Annotated in this window: 10 protein-coding genes; 3 read left to right on the top strand and 7 right to left on the bottom strand. The window is 56.2% G+C overall.

What is annotated here, in order from left to right:
- Nucleotides 1-305 precede the first annotated feature (305 nt).
- The 3 genes from aspS to AC0J4F_RS19065 form a co-directional block, all read right to left on the bottom strand.
- Nucleotides 306-2,087 carry an aspartate--tRNA ligase gene (gene aspS / locus AC0J4F_RS19055; protein ID WP_473024349.1) on the bottom strand — a complete coding sequence of 594 codons (1,782 nt, stop codon included), beginning with the start codon at nt 2,085-2,087 and terminating at the stop codon, nt 306-308.
- Nucleotides 2,088-2,286: 199 nt separating this feature from the next.
- On the bottom strand, nt 2,287-3,096 hold the full coding sequence (locus AC0J4F_RS19060; protein WP_133950241.1) for a type 2 periplasmic-binding domain-containing protein: 810 nt from the start codon (nt 3,094-3,096) through the stop codon (nt 2,287-2,289).
- Between the two features lie 101 nt (nt 3,097-3,197).
- Nucleotides 3,198-4,010, bottom strand: a complete 813-nt coding sequence (locus AC0J4F_RS19065) for a type 2 periplasmic-binding domain-containing protein (protein WP_133950243.1) — start codon at nt 4,008-4,010, stop codon at nt 3,198-3,200.
- 791 nt (nt 4,011-4,801) lie between these two features.
- On the opposite strand from AC0J4F_RS19065, the gene AC0J4F_RS19070 reads away from it, so the two are divergent.
- The gene (locus tag AC0J4F_RS19070; RefSeq protein ID WP_209002439.1) at nt 4,802-5,959 is read left to right on the top strand and encodes a D-alanyl-D-alanine carboxypeptidase family protein; all 1,158 of its coding nucleotides are present in this window, start codon (nt 4,802-4,804) and stop codon (nt 5,957-5,959) included.
- A gap of 30 nt (nt 5,960-5,989) precedes the next feature.
- Here the strand turns inward: AC0J4F_RS19070 and AC0J4F_RS19075 are convergent, their stop codons facing one another.
- The 3 genes from AC0J4F_RS19075 to AC0J4F_RS19085 all read right to left on the bottom strand — a co-directional run bounded on the left by AC0J4F_RS19075 (nt 5,990) and on the right by AC0J4F_RS19085 (nt 8,762).
- Nucleotides 5,990-6,373, bottom strand: a complete 384-nt coding sequence (locus AC0J4F_RS19075; protein WP_133950245.1) for a VOC family protein — start codon at nt 6,371-6,373, stop codon at nt 5,990-5,992.
- Between the two features lie 104 nt (nt 6,374-6,477).
- On the bottom strand, nt 6,478-8,220 hold the full coding sequence (locus AC0J4F_RS19080) for an ATP-binding protein (RefSeq protein WP_133950247.1): 1,743 nt from the start codon (nt 8,218-8,220) through the stop codon (nt 6,478-6,480).
- A complete protein-coding gene (locus AC0J4F_RS19085) occupies nt 8,217-8,762 on the bottom strand; it encodes a heme NO-binding domain-containing protein (protein ID WP_473024350.1) in 546 nt (181 codons plus the stop codon). The genes AC0J4F_RS19080 and AC0J4F_RS19085 overlap by 4 nt, the downstream gene beginning before the upstream one ends.
- 274 nt (nt 8,763-9,036) lie before the next feature.
- On the opposite strand from AC0J4F_RS19085, the gene bktB reads away from it, so the two are divergent.
- Together bktB and AC0J4F_RS19095 are read left to right on the top strand one after the other, a co-directional pair.
- Entirely contained in the window at nt 9,037-10,218 is a 1,182-nt protein-coding gene (bktB, locus tag AC0J4F_RS19090; RefSeq protein WP_133950251.1) for a beta-ketothiolase BktB, read from the top strand.
- Between the two features lie 291 nt (nt 10,219-10,509).
- On the top strand, nt 10,510-11,838 hold the full coding sequence (locus AC0J4F_RS19095; RefSeq protein WP_473024351.1) for an MFS transporter: 1,329 nt from the start codon (nt 10,510-10,512) through the stop codon (nt 11,836-11,838).
- 49 nt (nt 11,839-11,887) lie between these two features.
- Here the strand turns inward: AC0J4F_RS19095 and AC0J4F_RS19100 are convergent, their stop codons facing one another.
- Nucleotides 11,888-12,514, bottom strand: a complete 627-nt coding sequence (locus AC0J4F_RS19100; protein WP_473024352.1) for a nucleotide-binding protein — start codon at nt 12,512-12,514, stop codon at nt 11,888-11,890.
- Nucleotides 12,515-12,585 lie beyond the last annotated feature (71 nt).

A 12,585-nucleotide genomic window follows, 5' to 3' on the forward strand; every position in this document is an offset into this window, starting at 1 on the left:
CTCATGCCTTTCTTCGGCGCAACCGGACCCTGTGTCCTTCCCTGCGCCAACCTGCCCGCACTATCTATCGCGTTTTGCGGCATTCTTGAAACCAGAAGCATCGCCTGTTGCATTTAAATCTGTGATTTCATGCAGCGATGGGTGATACAGGCATTTCGCGAACTGCGTTGTTGCGAGTCGATCAGCGGCTAATCACCGACCGGAGGTTTCTAGCCGTCTGATACGACAAAGGCCAGCAGAGCCGGCCTTTGTGCTCCAGCGGACTGGAGCCTTCTATCAGGCGTTTGCACCCTTTCCCGGAAAGATCACTCTTCCGGGAGGTTTAGCCGCAGATGAAGTTCGCGCAGCTGGGCGGTATCCGGCTCATTCGGCGCGCCCATCATCAGGTCTTCAGCTTTCTGGTTCATCGGGAACAGCATGACTTCACGGATGTTGGCCTCGTCCGCCAGCAGCATCACGATCCGGTCGATACCGGCTGCGCAGCCACCGTGCGGAGGTGCTCCGTACTGGAACGCATTGACCATGCCGCCGAAACGCTTGTTGACTTCGTCATTCGGATACCCGGCGATCTCGAAAGCCTTGTACATGATTTCCGGCTTGTGGTTCCGGATCGCACCGGACACCAGCTCATGACCGTTACAGGACAGATCGTACTGGTAACCGAGGACCTCGAGCGGATCACCTTCCAGCGCTTCCATACCGCCCTGCGGCATGGAGAACGGGTTGTGTTCAAAATCGATCTCGCCGGTTTCTTCGTCCTTCTCGTAGATCGGGAAGTCGACGATCCAGGCAAATTCGAACCGGTCCTTGTCGGTGTGGCCAAGCTCTTCACCGATGGTGACACGGGCTTTTGCGGCAACGGCCTGGAACTGCTTCGGCTTGCCACCGAGGAAGAAGGCCGCATCGCCGACCTCAAGACCGAGCTGCTGGCGGATGGCCTCGGTGCGCTCCGGACCGATGTTCTTCGCCAGCGGACCGGCCGCTTCCATGGACCCGTCTTCGGCCTTGCGCCAGAAGATGTAACCCATGCCCGGCAGGCCTTCGCCCTGCGCGAACTTGTTCATACGGTCACAGAACTTGCGGCTGCCGCCTTTCGGGGCCGGAATGGCGCGGATTTCCGTGCCAGGCTGCTCCAGAAGGTTTGCAAAGATCGCAAAGCCAGATCCGGCAAAATGCTCGGAGACGATCTGCATCTTGATCGGGTTGCGCAGGTCCGGCTTGTCAGTGCCATACCACAGAGCGCTGTCCTTGTAGGAGATCTGCGGCCAGTTGCGGTTGACCGGACGATCGTTGCCGAATTTCTCGAAAACGCCTGCAATCACCGGCTCGATCGTGTCGAAAACTTCCTGCTGGGTCACGAAGGACATTTCCATGTCCAGCTGGTAGAAGTCGGTCGGCGAACGGTCAGCACGCGGATCTTCATCGCGGAAACACGGCGCGATCTGGAAGTACTTGTCAAACCCTGAGACCATCAGCAGCTGCTTGAACTGCTGCGGTGCCTGCGGCAACGCATAGAACTTGCCCGGATGCAGACGGGAGGGCACTAGGAAGTCGCGCGCGCCTTCCGGGGATGAGGCCGTAATGATCGGCGTCTGGAACTCGTTGAAACCAATCGCCCACATACGGTCGCGGATATCGCGCACGACATTGGAGCGCAGGATCATGTTGTTGTGCAGCTTTTCGCGGCGCAGATCCAGGAAGCGATATTTCAGGCGCACCTCTTCCGGGTACTCCTGCTCACCGAAAACAGGTAGCGGCAATTCCTTGGCGGAGCCAAGAACTTCCATGTCCCGGATAAAGACTTCGATCTCACCGGTTGGAAGGTCAGGATTGATGGTCTCTTCGGTCCGCTTCTTCACGGTCGCGTCGATGCGGATACACCATTCGGAGCGCACGGTTTCAGCCAGACCGAAGGCCGCAGAATCAGGATCGACCACGCATTGTGTCATGCCGTAGTGATCGCGCAGATCGATAAACAGCACCCCGCCATGATCTCGGACCCGGTGGACCCAGCCGGAAAGACGGATGGTCTGGCCTTCGTCGGACAGACGCAGATCACCGCAAGTATGGCTACGGTAGGGATGCATTCTCGTTCCTCAATTCTTGTTCAGATGTGCAGAGCGCCTCAAACAGCCAATCGCAATGTCGAGACACAGAAAACCATTACGGCCCGCAGAACGCAGGCCGTGCGCGCTGCACAAGCCATGCCCAGCGCGGAATGTCAAGGGAACGGGAAGCGATGACCAATACGAAAGGCGGGAAAAAAAGCGACAGACCCCAACCGGTCTATCGGATCATGTCTTCCGGTTTCTCCTCATGGTCCACCGCCTCGGCCGCCAGCTCGGCGTGAGGCCCGAGGATGTTGCGGATTTGACCGCTCTTTTGAAGGTCGGTGATCCGGGTGTTGATGGCAGCGACAAACGCCCGCCCCGGCCCATTGTCGTGGCAGACAAAGGATATGGGCAGGCGAATGTTGTGGAGCGTGATCGGACTGACACGCAGGGCATCCGGCTTGCCCAATTCCTCCAACGCCAATGCCGTATCCGGATGGTGCCCCAGGAATGCATCCAGACGCCCGAGACTGAGCATTTCAATAAGCTGCTCTTCCGACGGGATCGGATAGAACTTCTCCGCGTTTGCAACGCCGTGAATGCTGCCGGACCCTTCGATATAGCCCACCCGATACGGGTCGAAATCAGATAGAGATGTGAAAGACGCCCCGTTGGTCGTGGTGTAGACGCGGAGCGACACAATATCGACAGGCTGAGAGGCGATCAGAGTTGCCGTTTGATCACCGGCATCAAGCCCCATGATGTTCGTCGGAAAGAGACAGCTTCCGGTATCACCGAGGAACAGGGCCCTTGCACGGTTGAGCGGGGCAGCCCCTCTTGGCACGTGCGCAAGTTGGCCAGACAGCGCCACGTCCAGCAAAAGGTCATATTGCTTGCCGCTGGTTTCGGTCAGCCTGTGCGGAAGATAATTCAGATAGAGCTTAACGGTATCTGGCTGCTGCGCGCCTGCAGAGCCCGGCGACAGAATGACCGACGCAAGGAACATAAATCCGACATGGCCAAGTTTAAGTTTCTTGCAGGTCATGATGTATTCTGTCTTTGCAACGCACCGGGATCAAGCCTAACCCTCATCAAACACCCCGTGATGACCGTTCTCCGTCAGAACGGACCGACAAAACGTCATCCTCATTGAGAGACTTGGGCGCCAATGGCATCTTCAGCATCAGTCGGGAGATTGGCATGTGGACCAAGCACCCGGCGAATGTCTCCATCTTGGTGGAACTGCCGGATCCGCGCGTTCACCTCTTCGATGAAGTGCCTCCCGTCCGCCGTGTCGTGGCAGACAAAAGAGATTGGAAAACGCACATTGCTAACCGTGATGGGACTAACCCGCAACAAACCCGGTCGGTTCAGGTCTTCTAGAGCCAAAGCTGTGTCCGGGTGATGACCCAGGAACGCATCAAGACGCCCGAGTTCCAGCATCCGGATAAGCTGTTCTTCCGATGGAATAGGAACGAAGAGTTTATGCTTGGGGCCGAGACCTTGCACAGTCCCTGACCCCGCGATGTAGCCGACCCGTCTTGGGTCAAAGTCATCTACAGATGTGAAGGCTTTCTCCGTATCTCCGGTCGGTGTGTAAAGCCGCAGGGAAACGATGTCGATCAGTTCTGAAGACACAATTGCGTCCGGCTCGGCGACTGCGTGAAGTGCTTTGACGCTGATCGGAAAGAGGCAGCTGTCACGGTCGGACAAGAACAGTGTCAACGCGCGTTTCATAGGGGACGCTTCGCGGGCAACAGTTAGCTCGGTGCCGGCGAAAATCTCGTCCAACAGGCGGTCATACTGCTTGTTGCTGGTTTCCGTCAGCCGGTGCGGCAGGTAGATCAAATGAAGATCCGTTTCGGCATAAGCTGCCGCCACAGGGCCCGCCAGTTTCAAGCCCATCGCCAAAAAGACAATAGCAATTAGACGCTTGGAATTTCCGTATAGCGAATGCATTACCGCTCTCTACCCAGTGGCCTGCAGTATCTGCAGAGCTATTTCTGACCTCCCGTTGCGGAAGCCTCCTATTGCATTCCGGGCGTCAGGTCACCCATAAATCTAGCCATCTTCTCACAATTTGGGATAACCGCCGCTGACTGCGGCTTGCAGTGATGGGCTAACTCTTTAAATCAATTAGATATTCTATCCGCTCAAGTTGTTCCAAGCACAATCACGTCAAATGACTCTGCGGTGTGGATATACAGCGGGGTCAACCGCAAAGGCTCATCTCCTTGTTGCGAACAGACCTTGTTGCTCCACCGGTTCAGCATGTTTGTCCAAGATCAAACGCATTCAGCAGTCTTACAAGCATCCCCAGTCTGTTGGTTCTCTCCGACTTGAAACTCAGCCCCCGAGGTAGTGTCGTGGCAGATGAGGGTCATCGGACACGCCGATGTATCCAACCCTGGCCCGGTCCTGCCGATAACCGACTTTTATGGCCCTGGCTTTCCCAGGGAGAAAACCGCAGAGAGACAGCGGCAACGGTCACAATGCCATTTGGCTTCTGATCGACATCTTCCGGTCGCAACCCAGTATCTTTTTTAAGTTCAGACAAAACTTGCGACCGATCCGGATTATTCCGGTTTGAAAGATCTCGTTTTCCCAGACAATTGGGGTGAGGCAAATTTTAGCGAACACCTTTAAACGACTTAAACAGGTCGTATTGTTTTTGTAACGGACGATTGCGCGCACGATACTCACCACACCGATCACTTGAGCCGCGATACGGAATGACGAGAAGGCCCTCAATGCTTCGCTTTGCCGCCATCACGACCCTCTTAGTTGGCCTCCTGTCAGGAGCAATTGGCGGTATCGGTGCAGGTGTTGCAAAGGAACATCAGACACTCACGACGCCGTCCCTTGTCGTGGATCTCGACACCGGCGCTGTCTTGCATGCCGAAGCGGCTGGAGATCCCTGGTATCCGGCGTCGACAGCGAAGCTGATGACCGCGCTCATTGCGTTCCAGGCCCTTGAGCGCGGGGACGTTGATCTCTCAACGCCGGTCATCCTATCCCACAACGCGATGGACCAGTCCGCTGCATATGCCGGATTGAAGGTCGGTAGTGCGATGACGCTGGAAGATGCGCTCTATGCGGTATTGGTCGGATCAGCGAATGAAGTGGCCGTCGCGCTTGCGGAAACCGTTGCAGGAACGGAGGATGCGTTTGTCGACCTCATGAACTTGGAAGCGAACCGTCTGGGGATGACCGCAACCCATTTCACCAACCCGAATGGCCTTTTCGATCGCAAACAAACCGTATCCGCGCGCGATCTTGCGGTTCTCGGCGGCCACCTTTTTCAAAAGCATCCGCAATACCAGGAGATGTTTCGAACCTCTGCTGTCACCATCGATGACAAGGAACTGATCTCTTACAACGAACTGATCACTCGCTACCCCGGAACGCTGGGCCTCAAGACCGGCTTTGTCTGTTCTGCAGGCCGCAACATCGTGGCGATTGCAGAGCGGGATGGCAAACGCTTGCTGGCGGTTGTTCTTGGCGCGACAACAGGCCGGGAACGATCCGAACGTACCGCCAAATTGTTCGACGACGCCTTCGCCGGATACCTCACCGCAAATGCTCAAGCCCTCGCCGAACTTTCCAACGCTGTAGAGACACGGCCCGAGGATATGCGCATGCGGCTTTGCAGCAATGAAACCGCGGCCTATGAGGCCGGACAAAACCGGCGCTATCCGATGGGCCTCCCCGGAGCGCCGAGCTATCTCAAGGATCCTGTTTCCGCCCCGACCTACAGCTTCCAGACATGGTTCGTGCCCCAGCCCGAGTTTGTTCCCGTGCCCAGCGCAAAGCCCGTGCAAGCGGTTGAGCTCATCGCCACACCACCGGCAAGCGGATCTACCGTCGAGATCGTACCACCGAGCAAACCACCCTTGCCAAGAGGCTGATCCATCACGGCATCCTGGGACTACGACTGCCTATGTGTCGGTCAGGCTGATGGAGATGTGGAGCTTATTGCCGTCTGGATCCCGGACATAAGCGCCATAATAATCCGGATGATAATCGCGTGGGCCAGGCGCCCCTTCATCCGTCCCACCATTGTTAAGTGCCGCGGAATGAAACGCGTGCACTCCGTCCTTGTCAGCAGCATGAAAGATAAACTGGGTGCCGTTTCCAAACGTCGCAGGCTTGTTGTTGTAAGGTGTTACAATGAACACGGTTACCCGTCCGTCTGTTTCCGCATAGCCTCTTTCATGTTCGCCCTGAAATTCAGGCGTCATACCGATCGTTGCAAACACAGCGTCGTAAAACTCTGCCGCTTTCGCCATGTCGTTTGTCCCGATGCAAACACCGCTCAGCATGTTGAAATCCTTGCAGTTACTGGGTATTTGGCAGGCTTTTACGAAGTGCGGAATAACTGTCTCTGCCATGGCTTATTGCGGAATGTCGCCGCTATAGCGATCTGTCACGACGCAAGTTCTGTTTGAAGGACAGTTTTCAGCTTGTCCAGACTAATCGGTTTTGTGAGAAAACCATTCATGCCGCTTTGGAGGCAAAGGTCCATATCCTGCTGCATGGCATTTGCGGTCATCGCGAAAATGGGCACACGGCCGGCCGGACCTGGCAGTTGACGAATTCGGCGCGTTGCCTCGAGGCCGTCCATAACCGGCATCTGCATATCCATGAAGATCATGCCGTAGTCGGCCGACTGCACACGATCGATCGCTTCCTGCCCGTTGTCCGCGATATCTGCCTCATATCCGAGTTTCTGAAGAAACCCAGTGATAACCAGCTGGTTTGTCACGATGTCTTCAACAACAAGCAGGCGCGGAAGAGACCCGTGGCGAGCTTCGGAGGCTTGATCCGCAAATTCGGGTTTCGTGTCTTGCACCCGGTGAAATATCGGCAACGAGTTTCCAAGAAGCGTGTTCTGGATTGCGCCGCGGGTCAAAGGCTTTGGAAGAACAATCGTGTTTTGCGCAACCGCTGGTTCCAAATCCGCCGCGTCGAACACAAGGTTTGACGCCAGAATGACCTGCACATTGCTGTAACCTGACACCATACGTGCCTGTTTTAAGAAATCATACGCTTGATCCTCTGAGACTGCGCTGATCAGAATAGTGTCTGTCCGATGTGCAGAGAGTTTCTGCAATGCATCGGCAGAGGTTGATGCGCTGACAACCGTGTGACCCAGATCATCAACCAGCGCTACGAGCGTCGTTCTTGCAAGAGGCTCTCCAACCAGACACAGCACTGTTTTCGATGCCATTGCATAGGATGTCGTTTCGGCATTCTGTCCGAGCTGTTGGTCGTCTTTGAGCAGTGGCAGTTCGAACCAGAAGAGACTGCCCTCCCGCTCTTCGCTTTGCACGCCAATCCGTCCACCCATCAGACTGATCAATTGGCGGGTAATCGCGAGGCCAAGGCCTGTGCCGCCATGTTGGCGGGAGGAACTTGGATCGACCTGAACAAACTTATCGAAAAGTGTTGAAAGCTGGTCCTGCGGAATGCCAATCCCTGTATCTTCAATCTCAAACCGAATCTTGCCAGAAGACTTCGCCTTTGAGACCCGAACGGCAACGGTGCCTTTTTCTGTAAACTTCAGAGCGTTCCCAGCGAGATTGAGCAGGATTTGGCGCAGGCGGCCAGCATCGCCAACCACACAGGTTTGAAGCTCCATGGGCAAAAAACTGACAAGATCCAACGATCTGGAAATTGCCGCCGGAGCCAGGATCTCCAGGACGCCATCAATCACGTCCGCCAACTGAAACGCCTCGTCAGAGAGTTCCAGCCGTCCGGCTTCGAGTTTCGAGAGATCCAGAATGTCGTTGATGATCGTCAGCAGTGCATCGCTGGATTCCCGGATCGTGGTCGCGTAATGCCGTTGATTGTCTGACAAAGAAGTGTCGAGCAGCAAGATTGCCATGCCAATGACGCCGTTCATCGGTGTCCGGATCTCGTGGCTGATGTTTGCGAGGAACTGGGACTTGGCTTCATTTGCCTTCACAGCATCCGACATTGCTGTTTTGAGCGCTGCAGTGCGTTCTTCAACCTGCGCTTCCAAATCGCCGAGCGTGGAGATCAGTTTCTGATTGATCTCATAAAGCTCACTGCTCTTGTCTTCCAGGAGCCGCTCAGCTTCCTTGCGCGCCATGCGTTCGCGTTCAAAGCGCCGTTTCCATTTTATCGCGTCGGGATGATCGCTCACACCGGCCTCTCCCGGCTGATCATGAACTGTACTTCGTGCGGGCCGTTTTGATCTGTGCGTTCGATCTCCAGATCGTCCTTAAAATGCGCGCCACATCCACGTATGAGCCCATGAGCGAGATCTCCGAAAGGCCGCTTCGATTTGTAATTCATTTCCAACTTGTCAGGTGCATGCCGGATGCAGCGGAAGGTTGGAAGCTCAGCATTCGGGTAAAGCTTTTTCACCTCTACATGAATGTAGCCTTCAATGTTCTCCAGAAAGTCGAGACTGCATGTTGACCCGCTGAAAAACTGAGAATGGGTCACCGTGAATCGCTGAAAAAGATGCTGGCCGAACGCAGTGATCAGTGAGTCGATCTCCATTCCCGTAACCTTGTGCAAGGCTGCGACCAGTTTGACCATGTCGGTGTGGGAGTATTCCTGGACCGCTGTGAACCCGGTTTCGACACCGACCCCGGAAATTTCCATGATCTCGTCGGCAACATCAAAGGAGAACTCGTCTTCGACCATCTCCATGAATTCGGTGAACACCACGCCAAGCATCTCTGTCACCCCTCACCCGAATGCCTCGGGTCTCTTTGACCAACCGCAGAACTTTCTCCCGCAGCGTAATTTGACCGGCACTCCGGTCAACACGTTTTTGCAGATCCCGTAAACGCAATCCGGTATTCAAGTTGGCCAAGCTTAAGCCGATTTGGTTGCGAATACGGAAACCGGCCTCAGACTTACCCTGAAAGGTGTACCTGATGACGTTGACGCTTGCGGTAGCAACAGCGGACTGCCAAAAAGATGCAACGTCAGATTTGGAGATACTCAGATGAAAGACATTGTCATCACAAGTGCTGCGCGGACGGCTGTTGGCAGCTTCGGCGGTTCCCTGAAGGATATGGCACCGATTGACCTCGGCACTGTGGCTGCAAAGGCTGCGATTGAGCGCGCCGGCATCCAGGCCGATCAGGTCGAACAGGCCTTCTTTGGCAATGTCATCCATACTGAGCCGCGTGATATGTACATCTCGCGTGTTGCCTCCCGTCAGGCCGGTGTGCCGGACCATGCGCCCGCGCTGACCATGAACCGTCTGTGCGGATCCGGGCTTCAGGCAATTGTCTCCTCGGTCCAGGCCATCTCCATGGGCGACGGCGATGTTACCCTCGCAGGCGGCGCGGAAAGCATGAGCCGATCCGGATATCTGATGCCTGCCGCCCGTTGGGGCCAGAAGATGGGCGACACCACCGCACATGACATGATGACCGGCGCCCTGCACGATCCATTTGGCATTGGACATATGGGCGTGACGGCAGAAAACGTTGCGGAGCAGAATAACATTTCCCGCGAACGTCAGGACGCGTTCGCGCTGGAAAGCCATCGCCGTGCCAGCGAAGCGATCAGGAATGGTCATTTCAAAGATCAGGTCATCCCTCTGACCGTTGGCCGCCGCGGCAAGGAGACCGTTTTTGATACGGACGAACATGTCCGCCACGATGCCAAGATTGAGGACATTGCCAAACTGCGTCCGGTCTTCAAGAAGGATGGTCTGGTCACCGCCGGCAATGCCTCCGGGCTCAATGACGGGGCAGCCGCGATTACCCTCATGACATCTGAAAAAGCCGCTGAACTGGGTGCCACGCCGCTGGTGAAAATCCGCGCTTATGGCGTTGCCGGTGTTGATCCGGCCGTCATGGGCATTGGTCCGGTCCCGGCCATGCAGATCGCGATGAAACGCGCTGGCATCACAGCGGCCGATCTGGATGTGGTGGAATCCAACGAGGCTTTCGCCGCCCAGGCCTGCGCTGTCAACGATCTGCTCGGATTGCCGGGCGAAAAAGTCAACCCGAATGGCGGTGCGATTGCGCTCGGCCACCCGATTGGCGCAACGGGCGCTATCATCATGACCAAGCTCATTTACGAGCTGAAGCGGACTGGTGGTTCTCTCGGGGCTGCCACCATGTGTATCGGCGGCGGTCAAGGCATAGCGATCATCGTCGAAAACGCCGGATAACGCCTGACAAAGCATCCTTAGGGCGGCCCATGTGGCCGTCCTATTCTTTTTGCACAAGACCATGCTGAATTGGCGCGCCGTAGCCCTTGGGAGCGGGATAAAACAGCTCTGGAGAATGCTGCCCCTCTTTTACCGATGAAACGCGATTGCTAAAGCAAATCGCGCTTATGTGGATATAGGTTTCGCTGCCAGTCGGCTTTGCCTCGTATGCGAAACCTGAAGCATCCTGTATTCAATTAAGTGCGACACCCTATAGAACGGGTCTAGATTCTGGCCCCGGAGCTTCCGCAATTGCTTTCCGTTCTTTCAAACCGAACATACCGCCTCCTGTACTTTGCTCAGGTGGTAGCGCTGTTCGGCACGGGTCTGATGACCGTCGCGCTGGCTCTGCTTGCCTACGACCTTGCGGGCGCGGATGCTGGCGTTGTGCTCGGCACTGCACTCGCCATCAAGATGATCGTCTATGTGACCTTGAGCCCGGTCGCAGCCGGATTTGCAGCCCGGTTTCCAAGACGCGGGTTTCTGATCTTCCTGGATCTGGTCAGAGCATCGGTCGCTCTGGCTCTGCCGTTTGTTGACGCGGTCTGGCAGATCTATGTTTTGATCGCCCTGCTCCAGTCGGCATCCGCCGCCTTCACACCGACGTTTCAGGCGACCATTCCGGATATCCTGACCGACGATGACGACTACACAAACGCCCTGTCACTCTCCCGCCTCGCCTATGATCTTGAAAACCTTCTGAGCCCGATGGCCGCTGCGCTTCTTGTTAGTGCGATCGGTTTTCATTGGCTCTTCACCTGGACCTCTGCAGGCTTCCTGATATCGGCTGCCCTTGTGTTCAGCACCGTGCTGCCAGCGATGAAGGCGGCACAAAGCGTTTCCCCGTTAGAACGCATCAAAAATGGGGTGGAAATTTATCTCAAGACCCCGCGCTTGCGCGCGCTCATGGCGCTCAATCTCACGGTCGCGGCCTCCGGCGCCATGGTGATTGTCAACGGCGTTGTTCTAGTCAAATCCGAACTCGGCCTCAGTGATACCGATCTCGCTCTTTCCATGGCGGCCTATGGCGGCGGTTCCATGGCTGCCGCGTTTCTGGTCCCCAAGCTCTTGAAACGGTTTCCGGAGCGTTCCGTGATGCTCTCCGGTGGCGCGATGCTGCCAATACTGCTTCTTGTATTTGCAGCGCTTTATTCAAACCTGCCTGAACAGGCGACCTGGCCCGCGCTGCTTGTCTCCTGGGCGATCACGGGTGCCGGTATGTCGGCCGTGCTGGTCCCTTCTGGCCGCCTGTTGCGGAATTCCGCGCACGCTGAAGACCGGCCGCTTGTCTTTGCCGCACAATTCGCGCTGTCCCATGCGGGCTGGCTGATCACCTATCCGCTGGCGGGCTGGCTCGGCAGTACCGCCTCGATACCGCAAACCTTGACCGCCCTTGCGCTGGTGGCAGCACCCGCTGCCCTTGCTGCAGCCTGGCTCTGGCCGAAAGACGATCCGAGATACCTCATCCACGATCACCCGGACCTGCCGCCCGATCACCCGCATCTGGTCAATGCCCATGGCACCCGGCACGGGCATGATTTCGTTATCGACGGCCTCCATCCGAATTGGCCGGACCGATGAGTTAAGCTGCGCTCATCGGCGATCGTTTGCGCAGTTCTTCTGTCTGCCCTCAGGTATCAACTGCCTGCAACAAAGGATGCCATTGGCCGCGCACCTCATGGGACTGCGCATCCGAAAAATCAAAAATCCCGGTTCCGGCTGCCGCATGCTTTGCATAGGCAACCCGGTCGGAAATGCGGCAGAGAACTGGATATCCCTTCTGGGCCAAAGTCTGTTCCAGTTTAGCGACTTGGGCAGATCTGCGATTGATCCGGTTGGCCACCACGTGAATATCCGCTTTGCCCTTCCGCACGCGTTTGATTTCCGAAATACCGTCGAGAAATTTCAAGGTCGCATTCCAGTCAAACGCGGAGGCCAGAACGGGAACCAGAATGTCGGAAGCTTCGGCGATCAATGTCTTTGCGAGTTCGGAACGCAGACCACCCGGGCCGTCAATAACAATCGCGTCCAACCCCTTGGTCTTGTCACCGATGCTGCTTTCCTTTGTCCAGTTCAGCCCGTCAATTGTGGCAAACTTGCTCGGCCGGCGCTTGATCCAGGAAAGGCTCGATTTTTGCCGGTCCGCATCGGCCAACGCAACGTCCTCACCGCGCACCGCCAAAGCGACCGCCAGATTGGTTGCGATTGTTGTTTTGCCGCATCCGCCTTTGGAATTGACCACCAAGATCTTGCGCATTCCCGCTCCCCATTCAAACGTCTTATCTGCTTGCGCCCACACTAGGCGCACATATTGCGCCTTTTCAAGAT

The sequence above is a fragment of the Roseibium sp. R5 genome (assembly GCF_055755305.1).